A 20,650-nucleotide genomic window follows, 5' to 3' on the forward strand; every position below is an offset into this window, starting at 1 on the left:
AGAACCAGAAGAAGAGCCAGAACTGGAACAGGAAGAACCTGAAACAGAAGAATCTGGAGAATCAGAGACGAACTATTATCAAGAGGATGAAGATGAAGGATACTAGCATATCAAATTGAATAACGAAGTTTTACAAGAGTTACACCCAGGAGTTGGAGAAATGTCTGAGTATATTTCTTCTACTTTTCTTTCTGTTTCAGTGGCAGTTTAACAAATAAAATCTCACTTAATGTTATAACGGTGAACCGTATTATAAATAAATTTTTCATTTGTATATAAGGAGTAAAAAAGACCATTGGACAAAAATCACCAATGGTCTTTTACACATGAATAGGTGATATATAGATTTCCTAAAATAAGTATGTTTCTATTTTTAAAAAAGTGTGATGTAATATGAAGAGGAAAAAAGTATAAGTAGTCATAGAAGTGAGGAATTAAAGGTGAAGAAGTTTAAAAAGTTTTACTTGGAGATTACGAGTGTATGTAATCTTGCGTGCAGCTTTTGTCCGCCGACGGAAAGGCAGAAGCAGTTCATTTCTGTGGAGGATTTTGCGAAAAGATTAGACCAAATTAAGCCTCACACAGACTACATTTATTTGCACGTGAAGGGTGAGCCATTGCTTCATCCAAAAATAGATCAACTGTTAGATTTAAGCCATGAAAAAGGGTTTAAAGTGAATATTACAACGAACGGAACGTTAATTAATAAGAGAAGGCATAGACTGTTAAATAAGCCTGCTCTAAGACAAATGAATTTTTCATTGCACAGTTTTGATGGACACCCAGGTTCTCAAGATAAAGAGGGTTATGTAAGAAGTATACTTTCCTTTATTAGAGAGGCGACGAGTCAATCAGATTTAATTGTTTCACTTAGATTATGGAATTTAACGCAGGATAATAAAACAAATGCTGAAATCCAGAAAAATAGAGAGTTACTATCCATCATTGAAAATGAGTTTGGTCTATCTTATCAAATCGAAGAGAAGCTTACACCGGGAAAAGGTATAAAAATTGCGGAACGTGTCTTTATTAATCAAGACTATGAATTCCAGTGGCCAGCATTACATGAAGAAGAGGATGATGGAAAAGGATTCTGTCACGGTCTTCGAAATCAGGCTGGAATTTTAGCGAATGGAACAGTTATTCCTTGCTGTTTAGATGGTGAAGGGATTATTAACCTTGGAAATATTAATACTGACTCATTTTCTAACATTATAGAAGGTGAAAGAGCGACAAACATTGTCGATGGATTTTCGAAAAGGGTTGCAGTTGAAGAGCTATGCAGAAAATGTGGATACCGTAAAAGATTTGGAAAGTAAATATGAAAATAAGCCCTCATAAAGCGAGGGCTTATTTTTTATTCTTGATAAGAGCGCTCTAATTCATCAATTAAGGAACTGACGTAAGAAACGGCCCTGCGGATTGCATCTGGTTTTGACATATCGACTCCGGCATGTTTCATTAATTCAAGTGGTTTCATCGTACCACCAGCGCGAAGTACATTTAACCAGCGGTCAACAGCAGGTTGTCCTTCCTCTTTAATCATTTGAGCTACCGCAGTAGATGCAGTAAGGCCAGCGGAATAGGTGTAAGAATATAAGCCCATATAATAATGAGGTTGACGCATCCAAGTTAAGCCAGCACCTTCGTCAATTTCTACAGAATTCCCCCAGAATGTAGAAAGTACATTTGTTTTTATTTCAGTTAAAGTTGTAGCTGTAAGTGCTCCGCCTTCTTCTGCTAGCGTGTATACTCTTCTTTGATATTCTCCCTCAAGTAAATGAGTAACAAAGTTATGATAATATGTGCCGAGTAGTTGCAGAATCACCCATCTGCGCATTCTCTTATCGTCATTCGTTGCTAATAAATGCTGGGCTAATAGTAATTCATTCATTGTAGATGGTGCTTCAACAAAGTACATAGATGGACGTACATTCATAATACGCTGGTTTTTATTTGCTAAATAAAAATGACCAGCATGCCCAAATTCATGAGCTAATGTGAAGCAACCACGCATCGTATTTTGCCATGTAATTAAAATGTATGGATGAGAACCATACGGGCTTGAACAAAATGCCCCGGTTGATTTCCCTACATTATCTGCAAGATCGACCCATCTTTCTTTGAATCCTTTTTCGATAATAGAACTATATTCATCGCCCAACACTTGTAAAGAGTCTTGAATGAGTTTTCCAGCTTCTTCATAAGTGATTGCCGGATTAAATTCGGGATCTAACGGTGCATGTAAGTCGCAGAAAAGCATTTGATCGAGTCCTAATACTTTCTTTTTTAAATCTGCAAAACGGCGCATATGAGGTGCTAATTCTTTATAAATAATATCAAGTTGATTGTTATACATTTCAAGTGGAACTTTTTGAGGTTCTAGAAGCATATGAGTAACAGATTCAAATTTGCGTAAGCGAGAAAGTGTCACTTGTTTTTTTACTTCAGTCGCATATGTTGTTGCCACTGTATTTTTATATCGTTTCAACGTGGAAACAAATGATGAGTATGCTTTCCTACGTATGTCTACGCTTGGGGAAAACTCATATTTACTTTCAAATAATGCAAATGATACAGGGAGTTCGTTTCCTTGTTCATCTTGTATGGAGGTAAAATCCATATCGGCTAATTTAGTCATACCATAAATTTTGTATGGAGAACTATGTACCTCGCCAAGTGCAGCAAGAGCTTCTTCTGTTTCAGGAGAGAGCGTGTGCTGCCTTTTTTGTAGTATGTCTAGTAATGATTTACGGAAAGGTTCGAGTTTTGTTTCTTCAGTTAAATATTTTTCAATTGTACCTTCGTCAAATGAGAGGATTTCATTATGGATAAAGGATAGTGCAGTATATACTTTCGTCCATAAAGCAGCAATTTTGGAAGAGTTAGCTTGAACAACTGGATTTGTACGGTCGGTAGATTCTTTTAAATTTGCGTAGGAGTATAGTTTTGTTAACTTCATTAAAAGCTCTTCTTCTAAAAGTAGGCAATGTAATAAGCTAGTGGAGCTAGTGTGTAATTGGCCTTTAAACACATCAAGTTTTTTTATATCGTTTGTTAATACACGTAATGCAGCTTCCCACTCTTTATCAGATTCGTATAAATCAGAGAGGTCCCATGTCAGTTCAGTAGGGACTTCCGCGCGAATATGGCGTTTCTCAATTATATTTTTCATTTGTTATATCCCCCTTAGTATAAGTATATAAAAATATGATACTAGAAAATTCAGTAAAATGAAAATATTTTACATTTTTATATATAAAAGAAGGACAAGCATACAAATGCTTGTCCTTCGAGTTAAATTTAAAAATTAATATACTTTATCACCGTTGAAAATAGAGTTTTTCACGACTACATAATCTACAGTACGAATTGAATCTAATTTTGTTCCACCAGCGTAAGAGATAGAAGATTGAAGATCTTGTTCCATTTCAACTAAAGTGTCTTCTAAAGAACCTTTATGCTCAACGAACATTTTCTTACCTTCAACGTTTTTCTTCTCGCCTTTTTGGAATTCAGAAGCTGAACCGAAGTACTCTTTATAAAGTTTGCCATCTTTTTCGATTGTTTCCCCTGGAGACTCTTCATGACCAGCGAATAGAGAACCAATCATAACCATAGTCGCCCCAAATCGAATAGATTTAGCTACGTCGCCGTGTGTACGAATACCACCGTCAGCGATAATTGGCTTACTTGCAGCTTTTGCACACCAGCGAAGTGCAGCTAGCTGCCAACCGCCAGTTCCAAAGCCTGTTTTAATTTTAGTAATACAAACTTTACCAGGTCCAATACCAACTTTTGTTGCGTCAGCACCAGCATTTTCTAATTCTCTTACCGCTTCTGGAGTTCCAACGTTTCCAGCGATAACGAAGCTTTCTGGTAAATGCTTTTTAATATGTTGAATCATGTTGATTACAGCATTAGAATGTCCGTGCGCGATATCAATCGTGATGTATTCAGGCGTAAGGTGCTCAGCAGCTAATTGCTGTACGAATTCATATTCGTCCTCTTTTACACCAACACTAATAGAAGCGATTAATCCACGTGATTGCATATCTCTAATGAATGAGATACGTTTCTCTGGTTGGAAACGATGCATGATATAGAAGTAATTGTTTTCAGCTAAATAAGTTGCGATTCTTTCATCAATAATCGTTTGCATATTTGCAGGTACGACAGGTAATTTAAATTTATGTTTACCTAAAGTGACAGTTGTATCACATTCAGAACGGCTATTTACAATACATTTTGCAGGAATTAATTGAATATCTTCATAGTCGAATACGTTTTCCATCATTTACACCCCTAAAATACGAATATTTTATTCAGTTTGTTTAAAAATGTTCGTCCAAAGGATAATTTACATTATTTTCACTCATAAGTCAAAGGTTTTCATGTTTATATTTGAAAATTAAATTTTAGCTACGTATTTTGTAAGTTCATGTAATGAAAATGTGTTTAAACATAGTATTATTTGATGTAAAATTATGTTTGGAAAATAAAAGTTTAATAGGTAAATTTAGGAGGGGTACTAATGAAGCGTCTAGTATATATGGATTGGTTGCGAGTATTAGCAACAATTGCAGTAGTTACAATTCACGTTGCTGCTGGTTATGTTTCAGTATTAGATGCAAATAACGCTTCACGCTGGATGGCTGGTAATCTATTTGAATCGATTTCACGTGCGAGTGTGCCGATTTTTGTAATGATTAGTGGAGCTTTATTGTTAAAAGGAACGAAAGATATTTCAGTCGGGGAGTTTTTACAAAAGCGCGCGAGTAAAGTAATTATACCTTTTGTAGCTTGGAGCGCTATATTTTATGCATATGGAGCATATGCAGGCTATTTCCCGGCCTCTTTAAAGCAAGGGATTAAGCACTTTTTAACGGATACTATTGGGGGACATTTATGGTTCTTATACATGATTGTAGGGATATATTTAATTACACCTCTACTGAAAATCTTTGTGAAGAATGCTAAAAAAAGAGAAATAGAATACTTTTTAATTTTATGGCTATATGCGTCTGTTATAGTCAATTTAGTGAAACATTATTATCCTATCAACTTTAATATTGAATTATTTTATGTTACGAATTATGTAGGGTACTTCCTACTTGGTTATTACTTATCCAATTACGATATTTCGAAAAAATGGAGAAATATTTCTTATGTTGGAGGACTTGTAGGATTTATTAGTACATTCTTTATTACGTATTACTATACAGTAAAAGCAAATGGACAATTAGAGCATTTTTGGTATGGATATTTTGCGCCAGGCGTTGTACTGATGGCGATTGGATTATTTGTATTTTTCAAATATGCTTTCCAAAAATCAGAAAGAGAATTACCATTGTTATTCCGTTTTATAAATCAAGCAAGCCTTGGAATCTATATTCTTCACTTCTTCTTATTAAATAACTTGTTGTACATGGTTTTCCCGAAAGTAAATGAGCGTGTACATGCAATATTGGCAATACCTATTAATGTAACGATTACAATTGTTCTTAGTATGGTAATTACGTTAGTATTGCAAAGAATACCAGTTGTGAAAAAACTGGTTCCGTAAAAATGAATATGGTATAGATAGGGCAGACTTATAATTAAGGCTGCCCTTTGCTATTTTAAAATTATACGTAGATAAATTTAGGCTGAAACGAATTAAAAACAGTGGATTAATATAGTATCTTACTATAGTCTAAAGTGAGGTATGAAGAATAGAATAGGTTAAATATAAAATCAAATGAGGTTAATATATGAGTAAAAAAAGCTTTAGTAATTATGCATTAAGTAAAGAAGTAAGACGAGCACTTACTGGTTTAGGATATGAGCATCCAACAGAAGTGCAAGGAGAGGTTATTCCAGTTGCATTGCAAAAGAAGGACCTTGTTGTAAAATCACAAACGGGTAGTGGGAAAACGGCCTCGTTCGGTATACCACTTTGTGAAATGGTAGAGTGGGAAGAAAATAAACCACAAGCGTTAGTTTTAACACCAACGAGAGAACTTGCTGTTCAAGTGAAAGAAGATATTACGAATATAGGGCGATTCAAAAGAATTAAAGCCGCTGCAATTTATGGTAAATCTCCATTTGCACGTCAAAAATTAGAGCTAAAACAAAAGACGCATATTGTAGTAGGGACTCCAGGACGTGTGTTGGATCATATTGAAAAGGGAACTCTTTCTTTAGAGCGATTAAAATATTTAGTAATTGATGAAGCAGATGAAATGTTAAATATGGGCTTTATCGATCAAGTAGAGGCAATTATTGATGAATTACCTACAAAAAGAATGACAATGCTATTTTCAGCAACATTACCGGAAGATGTTGAAAAATTATCACGTACATATATGAATGCACCAACTCATATTGAAATTAAAGCGGCTGGGATTACAACGGATAAAATTGAACATACTCTGTTTGAAGTAAGGGAAGAAGAGAAGTTTTCACTTCTTAAAGATGTAACGATGATTGAAAATCCCGACAGCTGCATTGTTTTTTGTCGTACACAAGAAAATGTAGACCATGTATATAGACAGCTAAAACGAGTTAATTATCCTTGTGACAAAATACACGGTGGTATGGTACAGGAAGATCGTTTTGAAGTTATGGATGATTTTAGAAAAGGAAAGTTCCGTTATTTAGTAGCAACAGATGTAGCTGCAAGAGGAATTGATATTGATAATATCACACATGTTATTAATTACGATATTCCATTAGAAAAAGAAAGCTATGTACACCGTACAGGAAGAACGGGACGAGCTGGTAATAGCGGAAAGGCCATTACATTTATAACGCCTTATGAAAATAGATTTTTAGAAGAAATTGAAGAATATATCGGATTTGAAATTCCAAAAGTATTGGCACCTTCAAAAGAAGAAGTTATAAAAGGGAAAGCTGTATTTGAGGAAAAAATACATGCTAAACCAATTATAAAGAAAGATAAAAACGCGGATATAAATAAAGGAATTATGAAACTGTACTTTAATGGCGGGAAGAAAAAGAAGATTAGGGCGGTGGATTTCGTAGGTACCATTGCTAAAATCCAAGGTGTTTCGGCTGAAGATATAGGCATTATTACAATACAAGATAATGTTTCTTATGTTGAAATATTGAACGGAAAAGGACCACTCGTTTTAAAGGTTATGAGAAATACGACGATAAAAGGTAAGCAGTTGAAAGTTCATGAGGCAAATAAGTAAAAAAACTATCCACTTTCATAAGTGGATAGTTTTTTATTTAAGATTCTTTTAAATCATCGACTAATTTCTCTGCTAAACGTCTATACATATTACTCATGTTCACTAAGGAGTTTAGTAATAAAAACTTTTCTAGCTTTGGATCTTCTAAGGAAGAAAGTTCACTTACCTCTGAAACACGGCTATTTACGTCTTGTGTAAAGCTTTCGACGTTATTTTCGGTAATAGAAAGATACTCTTTATATAGTGTATTTAATTTGAATGAATCGTCGTGTAATAAAGATTCGTTTATATTTTCTAAGGAGCTTTTTATGTCATTAATGGAAAGAGCCCCTTTTAATTGATAAATTAGGCTGATTAAAATCATATGCTCTTTTGAGTATTTTTTATTTTTGATTGGAATAAATAATTTCCCTTTTGCATAATTGTTAATCATTGTTTTTGTTAATACTTTTTCGTCATCAGTTCTCGTTGTATCTGCATAAGTATTTTCAAATAGTTGGACAACCTGATCTACATACAAGTCGACATTTGGAATATCTTCAAGCGTAATATTCTTTTCTAAATGTAATGTTTCAAGTAATTTATTTATATTTTCCACGTAGAACCCCTCACTTTTATAACTTAGTGGAGCATAATGTTTAGTTTATCTCTAAATATGGTATTACGAAACAAATGAATTGTAAATGTTGACCTATAGTAATAATGTGTATATAATTACATGTAGTTATCGAAACTACATGTAATTATACAAGGGGTGTTTATATGAATGCTTATATAAGAGAACCGGTTAATGCTTTTACCCATTTGGGAGGAGCTGTATTATCATTTATTGCATTATTAGCTATGCTTGTAAAAGTTTCTATTAATATGCCGTCTTTTGCGGCAATTACAGCTGTTATTTTATTTGGTATCGGAATGATGGTTTTGTATACAGCATCAGCTGTATATCATAGTGTTGTAGCCAGTGAACGTGTTATTTATTTCTTTAGGAAGCTTGATCACTCTATGATTTTTATATTGATTGCAGGTACATATGCACCATTTTGTTTAATTACATTACATTCTGCAAACGGTCTATTATTATTTTGTTTAGTGTATGCAACTGCCGTTTGTGGTATTGTTTTTAAAATGTTTTGGTTTAGTTGTCCGAGATGGTTATCAACAGCAATTTATATTACAATGGGCTGGTTAATTGTTCTATTTTTTGCACCGTTAGCTGCTAACTTAAGTGCAGGAGGTATCGTGCTTCTAGTGATTGGAGGCATTCTTTATACAATTGGTGGATTTATTTATGGAACAAAACCAAAATGGTTAGAGTTTAAACATATGGGGCATCATGAAATTTTTCACGTGTTCGTGTTATTAGGAAGCCTTGCCCACTTTTTAAGTGTATATTGCTACGTAATTTAACGATATGAAATTTCCAATTGATTTTTATTTTTCTTGATTAATAAAAAAAGATATAGACACATATGTATGTTGAAGAGTTGCATAACGTAAAGGTTATGTAGCTCTTTTTTTATATAAATCATAATAAAAAATAAATTTTTAGAATTATCAGTATTTTGTGGTAGGATAGATGTGTATTGAGGTTATAAAATTTTATAATTAATAATTAGTGGGGGACTATATATGGCGATACTTATAACGGGTGGAGCAGGATATATTGGTAGTCATACTTGTATAGAATTATTAAATAATAATTATAAAATTATAGTCGTAGATAATCTTTCAAATAGTTCAATCGAGTCTTTAAACCGAGTAAAAGAAATAACAGGAAAACAATTTGAATTTTATAAAGAAAGTGTTCTAAATCATGAAAAAATGAATGAGATTTTTTTACAACATAACATTGAAGCGGTTATACATTTTGCTGGATTTAAAGCAGTAGGGGAATCCACTACAATTCCTCTTACATATTATTATAATAATATAATAAGTACAATCATACTATGTGATGTGATGCAGAAACATAATGTTAAAAAAATTATTTTTAGTTCATCTGCAACTGTATATGGAATTCCAAAAACATCACCAATTACAGAAGAATTTCCGCTGAGTGTGACAAATCCATATGGACAAACAAAACTAATGATTGAGCAAATGATGCGTGATGTAGCAAAAGCTGATGATGAATGGAGTATTGCATTACTTCGTTATTTCAATCCATTTGGAGCGCATAAAAGTGGCCGTATTGGAGAAGATCCAAATGGGATTCCAAATAATTTAATGCCATATGTAACGCAGGTAGCGGTAGGTAAGTTAAAGGAGCTAAATATATTCGGAAACGACTATCCAACCAAAGATGGGACCGGTGTCCGTGACTATATTCACGTTGTTGACCTTGCAAAAGGACATGTAAAAGCACTTGAGAAAGTACTTGGGACGAAAGGAATCGAGGCGTATAATCTTGGCACAGGTAAAGGGTATAGTGTGTTGGAGATGGTAAAGGCTTTTGAGAAGGTTTCGGGTAAAAAGATCCCTTATAAAGTGATTGGGCGTCGTCCTGGTGATGTAGCAATATGTTTTGCTGATGTATCTAAAGCGAAACAAGAATTAGGGTGGGAAGCGGAATATGGGTTAGAAGAGATGTGCATAGATTCTTGGAGATGGCAGGTAAATAATAAAAACGGCTATCAAATGATTTAAGGTAGTTAGTAAAGCGTCCTCTTATTTCGTTGCTTGAGATCAGTAATATGTTCAATGTAGGAAAGAGAACATATTACTGACCATAGCGTTTGAATAACAACTAGTTCTATAGAAGAAAGAACTCTTAATGAATGCGAACAAGTTGTTTATGATAAACTGTATTACCTTCTTGGCTTGTATAAGGCGGTAGGCTTCGTCCGAAACAATTTGCAATAATGTTGGAGTGAGGAGGATAAGAAATACGAATTTCATACAAATTAATAGCTTCATCTAAATTAGCATAAAATACTGCTAGGTTGTTACCTTGTAAAAGGTATGGGAATTCTACCACTGTATCTTCACCAATGAGTACAGGTAATTTTACAGGATTAGAGTAGTTAGACCAATCCCATACTTCTATATTTACATAGTGTGCGTAATATGCATCTAAATTTACAATGTTTATTACCGCTGAAACTGTTGCAGGTTCTCTTGTTAATACACCTGTTGAATGAATAACAGATTGATGCGGATAATGAAGAGGCATAAATATCAGACCTTTCTAATTTAATATGCTTGTACAATATTCTATGCAAATGATTGATAGAAGGAGATAGGTAAAATGCATTATTCTATCAATTTTTTATAGAAATCAAAAATGTAATATTGAATAATATTCCAATACTTGTATCATTGTTAAAGTGCGTTTATAATCAAATAATCCTATTAGCTTTTTAATTGGATTACGTATTATTGAAAGCGTTTTTATTAAGTGGTACATTTTGATGGGAATCGTTACTGTATGACATATATGAAAGGGATTTTTTTATTGTTTTTTAAGGTAGGAAGTCTGACTTATTTTTGAAAAAACTTTGTATGTAGTTGTAAGTAAGAAGGAAAATAAGGAATAATATAATTTTTATAAGATAGGGAGGGTACGGTGTGAAAATATAAGGTTTTCACATGAGGATATATGGGTTATATAGGATTATTACTTTCGGGTGCAGCTTTATTTTTAAATAGTCTTGTTATATTAGGAAAAGCAGAGATGAAAAGTGCGGGTGTTTTTAATTTATTTGTGGGTGCACTACAAATTATTATTCCGTTCTATTTGATCATGATTTCTGACCAAAGCAATTGGACGGTATATTCATATGCAGCTACTTTCTTATTTGGATTAACCTATTTATATGTAGGTGTTACTTTTATAAAAGGAATGGATAGTAGCGGTCTAGGGTGGTTTTGTATTTGGGTAGCAATTATTGCTTTATTCTATATGGTTGTTTCATTTGTTCAATTTCACGATGTTGTTAATGCATTAACATGGTTTATGTGGGCATTACTTTGGTACTTATTCTTTGTATTAAATACACAAAAAAAGAATATCAATCAATATCTTGGAAGAATTGCCTTCGTACAATCATGGGTAACATTGACGTTGCCTTCACTCTTTTATTTTATGGGAGTATGGGGAGAGGGATTCGTATATGAGCTATGGGTTTATGTATCTGTAATTTCTATTTTATACTTCTGTTATTGTATTTATAAATATCGCGTACGTTAATATATGTTCTGTAGAAAAGCATGGAATCGTTAAACGAATTTCATGCTTTTTTTATATTAGCATTTATAATGGAGAGGGAGTATTTTACAATTTATCAAAATGGGGATGATGAAATTGAAAAAAGTATTGGTGCTAGGGGGAACAAGATTTTTTGGTAAACATTTAGTAGAAGCACTTTTGCAAAATGGACACGATGTAACGATTGCGACAAGAGGAATTACGGAGGCTTCTTTTGGCAGTAGAGTAAAAAGACTTATTGTAGATAGAGAAGATGGAAAACAACTAGCGGAGCGTCTAGAAGATAAAAGTTATGATATCGTATACGATAATTTATGCTATAGCTCGAATGCGGCGAAGATAATATGTGAAGTATTACGAGGAAAAACGAAGAAATACGTTATGACATCTTCAATGGCTGTTTATGAGCCAGCGATAGGCTTGTTAGAAGAGGACTTTAATCCGTATGAGTATGTTATTACATATGGGGATAGGAAGGATTTTAATTATGGTGAAGGCAAGCGATTAGCTGAAGCTGTTGTATTTCAACAAGCAACATTCCCAGTTGTTGCAGTGCGTTTTCCAGTTGTTATTGGAGAAAATGATTATACGAAAAGGTTACAATTTTATGCTGAGCATATTGTAAGGCGAGAACCTATCGCTGTGAATCATCTAGATGGAGAGTTGTCATTTATACATGAAGAAGAAGCTGGAGAATTTTTAGCTTGGTGCGGGATAGAAAGTATAGAAGGGCCAATGAATGCTTGTAGTAACGGAGTAGTTTCTACTCGAGAAATGATTCATTTCATAGAAGAAAATACGGGAATAAAAGCACTTGTTCAACAGGTAGGAGATCATATAGCACCTTATAATGAAGTGATTAATTGTACATTACATAATGGAAAAGCTAATGAACTAGGATTCACGTTCCGAGAGTTGAAAATAGAACTAGAAAAGGTATTACGTTATTACTTACATGCAATGGAATAATCATAAATCCCCCGGTGGCAATCCGGGGGATTCTGGAGGATTTCGAAAATACTAATTTTACATTACCAAATTTACCTTATACGCACGACTAATGTGTTTGTGATTGAATTGCTTGTAAATAATTTTCATTTACCCGGTCCCAGTTCACCGTATGCCACCAGTTGGTAACAAATTCTGGACGCCGATTTTGATACTTTAAATAATAGGCATGCTCCCATACATCGATGACGAGTAATGGAATCTTACCTTCTTGCAGAGGTGTATCTTGATTAGGTGTACTCATAACAGTAAGTTCCTCACCATCAAGGACAAGCCAACCATAGCCACTTCCAAAACGGCTAATCGCTGCTTTGGACAATTGATCTTTTAAGTTGTCAAAGGTATTGAAATAATAATCAATTACTTTTGCAACGTCTCCATTAGGCTCGCCGCCACCGCGTGGGCTCATTACTTCCCAAAACAGACTATGACAATAATGTCCACCACCGTTATTTCTGACAGCTGTAACAATTTCCTTTGGTAAAGTTTCTAAATTACATAGTAACTCTTCTAAAGATTTATTATGTAATTCCGTATAGTTTTCTAAAGCAGCATTCAAATTATTTACGTATGTCGCATGATGTTTTCCATGATGAATAGAAAGTGTGTTGCTATCAATATATGGCTCTAGTTCATCATAGTCATATGAAAGCTTTGGCAATTGAAATGAAGACATGATATTCCCTCCTTTCTCGTTAAAAGTTGGTCTAGGTAAAAATAATTTACCTGAGTCAAAAATACACCTATTTTTTATACAAGTCAATAGTAATCTCTTTAATTTTCTGAAAAATATTACAATAAAAGTAACACTTCGACTTTCATTTGTGACTCTTATTCTTTTTGCTTATACTGTAAAGTAGTAACGTTTTGTTGAAATAGAAGGAGATCGTTTATGAGTAAAACGAAACAATTAATAGAGGAAGCGAGTCAGTTTATTACGATTTGCTACAAAGAGCTTAATAAAGAACAATTCATAGAAGAACGCATGAAAGAAATTCAAGTTGAGATAGAGAAGACAGGGACGTATGAGCATACATTTGAAGAACTTGTTCATGGATCGCGCATGGCATGGCGCAATAGTAATCGATGTATCGGAAGACTATTTTGGAGTAAGATGCACATATTAGATGCACGTGAAGTAAATGATGAGGAAGGTGTATATAATGCATTAATTCATCATATTAAATATGCAACGAACGACGGAAAAGTGAAACCGACAATTACAATTTTTAAGCAATATCAAGGTGAGGAAAATAATATACGAATTTATAATCACCAATTGATTCGATATGCAGGATATAAAACAGAAATGGGAGTAATTGGTGACTCTCATTCCGCTGCGTTCACGGATTTTTGTCAGGAGCTTGGCTGGCAAGGAGAAGGTACGAATTTCGATGTATTGCCACTTGTATTTTCTATCGATGGAAAAACAACTGTATATAAAGAAATTCCTAAAAAAGAAGTGAAAGAAGTACCAATTGAACATCCAGAATACCCGATTTCATCACTTGGAGCAAAGTGGTATGGAGTACCGATGATTTCAGATATGCGCCTAGAGATTGGTGGTATTTCTTATACTGCTGCTCCGTTCAATGGATGGTATATGGGTACGGAAATTGGGGCTCGTAATTTAGCGGATCATGATCGTTATAATTTACTGCCAGCTGTTGCAGAAATGATGAATCTCGATACATCTAGAAACGGTACGTTATGGAAAGATAAGGCGTTAATTGAGTTGAATATTGCCGTACTACACTCTTTTAAAAAACAAGGAGTTAGTATTGTGGACCATCATACTGCTGCACAACAATTTCAGCAATTTGAGAAACAAGAAGCTGCTTGTGGACGGGTTGTAACAGGGAATTGGGTGTGGCTCATTCCACCGTTATCTCCAGCTACCACTCATATTTATCATAAACCGTATCCGAATGAGATTTTGAAGCCGAATTTCTTTCATAAATAGTTTGTAGTATAGGGTATTTTCTGTAAAAATATAATTTTTTTTAATTACTGTTATGTAGCAAATGGAAGCCTTTACGCTCGGTTATTTTTGGAAGGTGCTTTTTGAACCAAGCAGTTCCTTATGTTATAATCAAATTTCTGTTTCGAAGACCTTATAGAAATATAAGGTCTTTTATTTTGCTTTTTTATGTAATAGGAATAGAAATTTTCTTTTAAATAAGGGATTTAGCATATTTTTAGGGACAACATAAGTGTGTGGAAAAATTGATGAATTATTATACTTATATAATCATTATGTTTTGGGTGTAAACGATAAAACATAATAAAGTTGTTTTTTTAGATTGCTGAGGAAGGAGGAAGTGTAAATGAGGATGAAGAGTCGAAAAACAGATTGGCCTGTATTTCTTATTAGTGGTGGCTCACTTTTATTATTTGTAATTGCAGTTTTCTTAAATAAAAGTTACGTAGAGGGAGTTATTAATAGCAGTTTTGCAGCTTCAATTAAATACTTTGGTGCCTTTTGGCAGGTTTTACTAATTGGTACATTTATTGTTGCAATGTGTATGGCGTTCTCCAAATATGGGAGAGTTAAACTTGGGGGATTAGAAAAACCTGAGATTAGTACGACAAAATGGCTTGCTATTATTATGTCTACATTACTGGCTGGAGGTGGCGTTTTTTGGGCAGCAGCAGAGCCGATGTACCACTTGATGACAGTGCCACCGATACATGAAGGTATAACTGCTGGAACGAAAGAAGCGGTAATGCCTGCTTTAGCACAAAGTTATATGCACTGGGGTTTCCTCGCTTGGACGATTTTAGGTACAATTAGTGCGGTAGTTATGATGTACGGACATTATCATAAAGGTATGCCGTTAAAACCTCGAACGCTTTTATATCCTATTTTTGGAGAGAAATTGCGAAAGAGTTGGCTTGGAACAATGATCGATGTATTTGCCATCATTGCGGTAGCTGCAGGGACGATTGGTCCAATCGGATTTTTAGGACTACAAGCAAGTTATGGGTTACAAGCATTGTTTAATATTCCTGATGTGTTTACTACTCAATTAGCTATTATTGTTTGTGTAGTAGCGGTTTCTACTATATCTGCGGTAACTGGTATTGATAAAGGGATTCAAATTATAAGTAATTTAAATGTTAGGTTAGCAGTTTTATTAATGGTATTCGTATTACTGTTTGGACCAGGTGGGTTTATTATCGACTCATTTGTTTCTTCGTTTGGATTTTATATAAATGAATTTATTCCGATGAGCACATATCGTGGTGATACAGGTTGGTTAGGGTCGTGGACAATCTTTTTCTGGGGATGGTTTATTGGATATGGACCGATGATGGCAATTTTAGTGAGCCGTATTTCAAGAGGAAGAACAATCCGAGAAATTATCATTGCAATTGGAATTATTGCACCTATTATTACAACGTTTTGGTTTACAATACTAGGGGGATCAGGTGTGTTTTATGAGTTAATGAAGCCTGGTTCTATATCGACAGCATTAAGTGAATCTGGTATGCCAGCAGCTATGATTGCAATTACAGAGCAACTGCCACTCTCAAATATTATTGGACCCGCGTTTCTTTTATTAACAATTTTATTTGTAGTAACAACAGGAGATTCAATGGCGTATTCGATTTCAATGGCAGTGACTGGAGATGGAGATCCTAGAATTAGCTTGCGAGTGTTTTGGTCGCTTATTATGGGAACAGTTGCAGCGATTCTTTTATACATGGGTGAGGGAAGTATTAATGCGCTGCAATCATTCATCGTAGTAACAGCTGTCCCGGTATCCATTCTGTTATTCCCAATGCTATGGCTAGCGCCAAAAGTTGCAGGAGAATTAGCTTTAAAGCAAGGTATTGTAAAAGAAGAAGAGAAAACTTCTTTCTTGTTCCAAAAAGCTAGTAAATCAAAATAAATAATTGTATGTATATAAAAAGAGGAAGCATCTCATTTGAGATACTTCCTCTTTCCTATTTATCCAACTATTTTTCTTGAAGGATACAGTTTCAATCTATTCTAATACTTTATCTTTCGTCTCTGGAACACATAATAGCATCGTAACTAAACCGATTGGATAGATAATGAAGATGAGAGATAATGCTCCCATTAAATTACCACCTGCAGCAAGCAATCCGATAATAACCGGTCCAAATCCAGCTAAACCACGCCCTGTACCGAAAATAAAGTTTTCTGCTGTAGAGCGAGCTTCAGCAGGATAATTTTCAGCTAAAACTGCTCCGAATCCTCCCATCATGCCATTTGCAAAGAATCCAAGCAATGCGCTTCCCCATAATAATAATGTTGAGTCTGTGAATAAGAAGAAGTAAATGAGACAGTATATAGTACCACCGATATAATAGATTGTAAAAGTTTTACGGCGACCAATTTTATCGGCTAGAATACCAAAAGTTGCAATCCCAATCAGCATGCCGATCGTAGAGATGAACATCCAACCGCTCGCCTTTGCTAATGTGTAGTTATATTTATTTGCTAAAATAGTTGGCATCCATGTAAAGATGCCATAATATCCGAAGTTCTGGATGAATGACATAATAATAAGACCAATTGTTGTTATTGTTACTTTTTTATTTGCGAACAGCTTTCGAAGTGGGAACTTTTTCATTTGTTTTAGTTGTTCTGCTTCAGTAGTTGTTAAATTACCTTCAACCTCTTTTTGTAACAGCTCTTTCTTATATCGTTGTTTCTGTTCCCATATTTTCGGTTCACTTAAACTTTTGCGTACATAAACAGCTAATAAAGCGGGAATGAGTCCGAATAAGAAAACAGCTCTCCATCCAAAATGCGGGACGATAAACGCTGGAAGAAGTGAAGCGACTAGTACGCCAAATTGCCATCCAAGTGCAACAACCGATGTCGCCTTAGCGCGCATTTCTTTCGACCATGTTTCAGTTACGATGGCCATCCCAATCCCAAATTCACCACCAACTCCCATTCCAACTAAAAAGCGAAGAATTAATAATTGCCAATAATCTGTTGCGAAATAAATAAGTGCTGTTGCGAGTGAGAATAGTAAGATTGTGAAGGCCATTGTACGGATACGCCCAAATAAATCAGCGATAAATCCAAACAAATAGGACCCGATTAGCATCCCTATTGTAGTAGCTAATGTTAAGTTTCCACCTTCAACAGGGCTTAAATGAAATTCTTTTAAAATGTAGACGAGTACGAAAGATAAGAGCAACATATCTAAACCTTCTGCTGCATATCCTAGCGCAGAACCAAATAATGTTTTATATCTTTTCTCTTTCGTCTCCTCTGTTGTTGATTGTACATCAGTAGTGACGTTCATCATTACTCCTCCTTATTTTCTTCTACAGTCGCTATGGAAGAATAACAAAAGGCCTTCTCACCTGATATGATGAGAAGGCCAAAAAGTCATACGTATCCCTAAAAAAGGACATACGTATAGTATATTCCGACTTCCTTCTCAACCTCACGGGGTTGGGTTAAAGGACTGTATTATATTACTTTATTTTTAGCACTCTTCTATTACATTGTCAAATAAAGAGGGAATTGTTATGTGTAAAATATTTCAAAAGGTATGTCATTCTTCTTGACGTCCACTTCATTATTTTCCCATAATAAAACTAACTCATATAAAAAGGAATGAATCACAGATGCTAAATTTAGTACTTATGATGATTGAACGTGTCGGACTTATTGTTATTTTAGGATTTTTACTTTCTCATATTAAAACGTTCAGGCGCCTTCTTCATAAGCAAGATGGGTATGTAGATAAGCTTAAGCTTATTTGTGTTTTTTCAGTGTTTACAATTGTAAGCAATTACACGGGAATTGAAATTGCAGGGAATACAATTATGAATGAAAATTGGCTACAAGGTGTTTCGTCATCGAGTACCATTGCGAATACACGTATTATGGGTGTTGGAATTAGTGGGTTGCTTGGTGGTCCTATCGTCGGCATTGGAGTAGGATCGATTGCTGGTATTCACCGTTATATGCTTGGTGGAACGACAGCGCTAAGTTGTGCAATCTCGTCAATTTTGGCAGGTGTTATAACGGGGTATATTGGATACATTTTTAAAAAATATAATCGTGCAATTACACCTAAATTTTCAGCGATTTTAAGTGTATTTATCGTTTCTTTAGAAATGATGATGATCCTATTAATTGTAGAGGATGGAATTAGCATTGTGAAAACAATTGCGATACCAATGATTCTTGTAAATAGTTTCGGAAGCTTTATTTTACTTTCTATGATACAAGCTATTTTGCGCCAAGAAGAAAATGCGAAAGCTTTGCAAACGCATAAAGTATTACGAATTGCTGACAAAACATTACCATATTTCCGCCGCGGATTAACAGAAGAGTCTTGTAAACATGTGGCACAAATTATTCACCGCTTTACGGGAACAGATGCGGTATCCTTAACAGATACAGAGAAAATATTAGCTCACGTTGGATTAGCATCAGATCATCATATTCCTTCGCACAGTTTAATAACAGGTTTATCAAAATCAGTATTAAAAACAGGGAAAATAATGAAAGCACAATCACGTGAGAGTATTAATTGCCAGCATGAAAGGTGTCCATTGCAGGCGGCGGTTGTTATTCCACTTACTTCACATGGAAATACGATAGGAACATTAAAGCTTTATTTTAAGAACTCTAATCAATTAAGTCGTGTGGAAGAAGAGTTAGCGGAGGGGTTGGCAAAAATATTCTCTACACAACTTGAGTTAGGTGAAGCAGAGTTACAAAGTAAGTTATTGCAAGATGCCGAAATAAAAGCGTTACAAGCACAAATCAATCCGCATTTTTTATTTAATGCAATTAATACCGTATCAGCTTTATGCCGAACAGATGTAGAGAAAGCGAGAAAATTATTATTACAGCTTAGCGTGTATTTCCGTTGTAATTTGCAAGGGGCACGCCAATTGCTTATTCCGTTAGAACAAGAGTTAAATCATGTACATGCATATTTATCGTTAGAACAAGCGAGGTTTCCGAATAAGTATGAAGTGAAGATGTACATTGAGGAAGAGCTAAAGACGACCTTAGTTCCACCATTCGTACTGCAGTTATTAGTTGAAAATGCATTGCGCCATGCTTTTCCGAAAAAGCAGCCAGTGTGCCAAGTTGAGGTACATGTGTTTGAAGAAGAGGAGATGGTTCATTTTGAAGTGCAAGATAATGGACAAGGGATTGAGAGTGAACGCCTAGGACAATTAGGAAAAATGGTAGTTCCATCAAAGAAAGGGACTGGAACGGCTTTATATAACATTAATGAACGACTTATCGGGTTATTTGGGAAAGAGACAATGCTTCAAATTGAAAGTGAATTAGAGCAAGGGACAAAAATCTCCTTCGTAATCCCGAAAAAAGTAGGGGAGGAAAAACGGAGTGTTAAAAGTATTAGTAGTTGACGATGAAATGTTAGCGCGGGATGAATTGAAATATTTATTAGAACAAACGAAAGAAGTAGAAATAATTGGTGAGGCTGATTGTGTAGAGGATGCATTAGAGGAGCTAATGAAAAACAAACCAGATATTGTTTTCTTAGATATTCAGTTATCTGATGATAACGGGTTTGAAATCGCAAATATATTAAAGAAGATGAAAAATCCACCTGCAATTGTGTTTGCGACTGCCTACGATCAATACGCACTGCAAGCATTTGAAGTAGATGCGTTAGACTACATTTTAAAGCCATTTGATGAAGAACGTATCGTACAGACATTAAAGAAATATAAAAAGCAAAAACAAATAAAATTAGAAACAAAACAGGAAGTAAAGAGTGTAGACGTAACGAACGAGATGCATAAATTAGCATTACCAATTGAGGAATCAATCGTACTTGTGAATATTGAAGATATTATATTTGTAGGACTTGTGGACGGAAAAGTGACAGTAAAAACGATGAAGGAAACATATGCAACACATGATACACTTGTTATTTTGGAAAAGAAGTTGCCGCAAGCAAGTTTTATGCGTGTCCATCGCAGTTTTATTGCAAATATTAATCATATTACAGAAATACAACCGTGGTTCAATTCTACTTATAATTTAATTATGAAAGAAGGTTCAAAAGTACCCGTTAGTCGTACATATGCAAAAGAACTCAAAAAGCTACTTCGTATTTAAGAAGTAGCTTTTTTGTATTTCATCTACCTATTTTTGTAACTAATTTTGAATATTTGACGTTCCACCATGCAAACGCTTACAGTTTTGTTTGTATCTTATACAATAAAGGTACCAAATCGAAAGAGG

The 20,650-nt window shown here is 34.6% G+C and carries 17 protein-coding genes; 11 read left to right on the forward strand and 6 right to left on the reverse strand.

What is annotated here, in order from left to right:
* Positions 1-440: 440 nt before the first annotated feature.
* Positions 441-1,319: a radical SAM/SPASM domain-containing protein gene (locus tag VF726_RS27110; RefSeq protein WP_429601705.1), complete on the forward strand. Its 879-nt coding sequence runs from the start codon at positions 441-443 to the stop codon at positions 1,317-1,319.
* A 38-nt stretch (positions 1,320-1,357) separates the two neighbouring features.
* Here VF726_RS27110 and pepF read toward each other — a convergent pair whose 3' ends face one another.
* Complete coding sequence (pepF, locus tag VF726_RS27115; RefSeq protein WP_440173317.1) at positions 1,358-3,175, reverse strand: oligoendopeptidase F; 1,818 nt, start codon at positions 3,173-3,175, stop codon at positions 1,358-1,360.
* 135 nt (positions 3,176-3,310) lie between these two features.
* Positions 3,311-4,294 (reverse strand): GMP reductase, encoded by a 984-nt coding sequence (guaC, locus tag VF726_RS27120; RefSeq protein WP_048527944.1) that lies wholly within the window; start codon positions 4,292-4,294, stop codon positions 3,311-3,313.
* 240 nt (positions 4,295-4,534) lie between these two features.
* Between guaC and VF726_RS27125 the strand changes: the two genes are divergently transcribed.
* Positions 4,535-5,566 (forward strand): acyltransferase, encoded by a 1,032-nt coding sequence (locus VF726_RS27125; protein WP_440173319.1) that lies wholly within the window; start codon positions 4,535-4,537, stop codon positions 5,564-5,566.
* 187 nt (positions 5,567-5,753) lie between these two features.
* On the forward strand, positions 5,754-7,199 hold the full coding sequence (dbpA, locus tag VF726_RS27130; RefSeq protein WP_440173321.1) for an ATP-dependent RNA helicase DbpA: 1,446 nt from the start codon (positions 5,754-5,756) through the stop codon (positions 7,197-7,199).
* A 37-nt stretch (positions 7,200-7,236) separates the two neighbouring features.
* On the opposite strand, the gene VF726_RS27135 is transcribed toward dbpA, so the two are convergent.
* Positions 7,237-7,797 (reverse strand): DUF1836 domain-containing protein, encoded by a 561-nt coding sequence (locus VF726_RS27135; protein WP_440173323.1) that lies wholly within the window; start codon positions 7,795-7,797, stop codon positions 7,237-7,239.
* A gap of 164 nt (positions 7,798-7,961) precedes the next feature.
* Here VF726_RS27135 and trhA point away from each other — a divergent pair, with 164 nt between their 5' ends.
* Both trhA and galE read left to right on the forward strand, forming a co-directional pair.
* The gene (trhA, locus tag VF726_RS27140; protein WP_440173325.1) at positions 7,962-8,609 is read left to right on the forward strand and encodes a PAQR family membrane homeostasis protein TrhA; all 648 of its coding nucleotides are present in this window, start codon (positions 7,962-7,964) and stop codon (positions 8,607-8,609) included.
* Positions 8,610-8,831: 222 nt separating this feature from the next.
* Entirely contained in the window at positions 8,832-9,848 is a 1,017-nt protein-coding gene (galE, locus tag VF726_RS27145; protein ID WP_440173326.1) for a UDP-glucose 4-epimerase GalE, read from the forward strand.
* Positions 9,849-9,972: 124 nt separating this feature from the next.
* Here galE and VF726_RS27150 read toward each other — a convergent pair whose 3' ends face one another.
* On the reverse strand, positions 9,973-10,374 hold the full coding sequence (locus VF726_RS27150; RefSeq protein ID WP_440173327.1) for a hypothetical protein: 402 nt from the start codon (positions 10,372-10,374) through the stop codon (positions 9,973-9,975).
* A 426-nt stretch (positions 10,375-10,800) separates the two neighbouring features.
* Here VF726_RS27150 and VF726_RS27155 point away from each other — a divergent pair, with 426 nt between their 5' ends.
* Complete coding sequence (locus VF726_RS27155; RefSeq protein WP_000540540.1) at positions 10,801-11,391, forward strand: AmiS/UreI family transporter; 591 nt, start codon at positions 10,801-10,803, stop codon at positions 11,389-11,391.
* A gap of 105 nt (positions 11,392-11,496) precedes the next feature.
* A complete protein-coding gene (locus VF726_RS27160; protein ID WP_440173328.1) occupies positions 11,497-12,378 on the forward strand; it encodes an NAD-dependent epimerase/dehydratase family protein in 882 nt (293 codons plus the stop codon).
* Between the two features lie 88 nt (positions 12,379-12,466).
* Here VF726_RS27160 and sodA read toward each other — a convergent pair whose 3' ends face one another.
* Positions 12,467-13,093, reverse strand: a complete 627-nt coding sequence (gene sodA, locus VF726_RS27165; protein ID WP_440173329.1) for a superoxide dismutase [Mn] — start codon at positions 13,091-13,093, stop codon at positions 12,467-12,469.
* A gap of 216 nt (positions 13,094-13,309) precedes the next feature.
* On the opposite strand from sodA, the gene VF726_RS27170 reads away from it, so the two are divergent.
* Together VF726_RS27170 and VF726_RS27175 are read left to right on the forward strand one after the other, a co-directional pair.
* Positions 13,310-14,380: a nitric oxide synthase oxygenase gene (locus VF726_RS27170; protein WP_440173330.1), complete on the forward strand. Its 1,071-nt coding sequence runs from the start codon at positions 13,310-13,312 to the stop codon at positions 14,378-14,380.
* Between the two features lie 364 nt (positions 14,381-14,744).
* Positions 14,745-16,313 (forward strand): BCCT family transporter, encoded by a 1,569-nt coding sequence (locus tag VF726_RS27175; RefSeq protein WP_440173331.1) that lies wholly within the window; start codon positions 14,745-14,747, stop codon positions 16,311-16,313.
* 96 nt (positions 16,314-16,409) lie between these two features.
* Here the strand turns inward: VF726_RS27175 and VF726_RS27180 are convergent, their stop codons facing one another.
* Positions 16,410-17,708, reverse strand: a complete 1,299-nt coding sequence (locus VF726_RS27180) for an MFS transporter (protein ID WP_440173332.1) — start codon at positions 17,706-17,708, stop codon at positions 16,410-16,412.
* Positions 17,709-18,036: 328 nt separating this feature from the next.
* On the opposite strand from VF726_RS27180, the gene lytS reads away from it, so the two are divergent.
* Positions 18,037-19,806 carry a two-component system sensor histidine kinase LytS gene (gene lytS, locus VF726_RS27185; RefSeq protein WP_440173333.1) on the forward strand — a complete coding sequence of 590 codons (1,770 nt, stop codon included), beginning with the start codon at positions 18,037-18,039 and terminating at the stop codon, positions 19,804-19,806.
* Positions 19,784-20,524: a LytR/AlgR family response regulator transcription factor gene (locus VF726_RS27190; protein ID WP_440173335.1), complete on the forward strand. Its 741-nt coding sequence runs from the start codon at positions 19,784-19,786 to the stop codon at positions 20,522-20,524. The genes lytS and VF726_RS27190 overlap by 23 nt, the downstream gene beginning before the upstream one ends.
* Positions 20,525-20,650: the final 126 nt, after the last annotated feature.

The organism is Bacillus sp. Brlt_9 (assembly GCF_051948935.1).
GTDB lineage: Bacteria > Bacillota > Bacilli > Bacillales > Bacillaceae_G > Bacillus_A.

What these genes read in the sequence shown, in the direction of transcription:
- pepF (WP_440173317.1), bottom strand. Translation starts at nt 3,175, where the DNA reads ATGAAAAATATAATTGAGAAACGCCATATTCGCGCGGAAGTCCCTACT.
- guaC (WP_048527944.1), bottom strand. Translation starts at nt 4,294, where the DNA reads ATGGAAAACGTATTCGACTATGAAGATATTCAATTAATTCCTGCAAAA.
- VF726_RS27125 (WP_440173319.1), top strand. Translation starts at nt 4,535, where the DNA reads ATGAAGCGTCTAGTATATATGGATTGGTTGCGAGTATTAGCAACAATT.
- dbpA (WP_440173321.1), top strand. Translation starts at nt 5,754, where the DNA reads ATGAGTAAAAAAAGCTTTAGTAATTATGCATTAAGTAAAGAAGTAAGA.
- trhA (WP_440173325.1), top strand. Translation starts at nt 7,962, where the DNA reads ATGAATGCTTATATAAGAGAACCGGTTAATGCTTTTACCCATTTGGGA.
- galE (WP_440173326.1), top strand. Translation starts at nt 8,832, where the DNA reads ATGGCGATACTTATAACGGGTGGAGCAGGATATATTGGTAGTCATACT.
- VF726_RS27150 (WP_440173327.1), bottom strand. Translation starts at nt 10,374, where the DNA reads ATGCCTCTTCATTATCCGCATCAATCTGTTATTCATTCAACAGGTGTA.
- VF726_RS27155 (WP_000540540.1), top strand. Translation starts at nt 10,801, where the DNA reads ATGGGTTATATAGGATTATTACTTTCGGGTGCAGCTTTATTTTTAAAT.
- VF726_RS27160 (WP_440173328.1), top strand. Translation starts at nt 11,497, where the DNA reads ATGATGAAATTGAAAAAAGTATTGGTGCTAGGGGGAACAAGATTTTTT.
- sodA (WP_440173329.1), bottom strand. Translation starts at nt 13,093, where the DNA reads ATGTCTTCATTTCAATTGCCAAAGCTTTCATATGACTATGATGAACTA.
- VF726_RS27170 (WP_440173330.1), top strand. Translation starts at nt 13,310, where the DNA reads ATGAGTAAAACGAAACAATTAATAGAGGAAGCGAGTCAGTTTATTACG.
- VF726_RS27175 (WP_440173331.1), top strand. Translation starts at nt 14,745, where the DNA reads ATGAGGATGAAGAGTCGAAAAACAGATTGGCCTGTATTTCTTATTAGT.
- VF726_RS27180 (WP_440173332.1), bottom strand. Translation starts at nt 17,708, where the DNA reads ATGAACGTCACTACTGATGTACAATCAACAACAGAGGAGACGAAAGAG.
- lytS (WP_440173333.1), top strand. Translation starts at nt 18,037, where the DNA reads ATGCTAAATTTAGTACTTATGATGATTGAACGTGTCGGACTTATTGTT.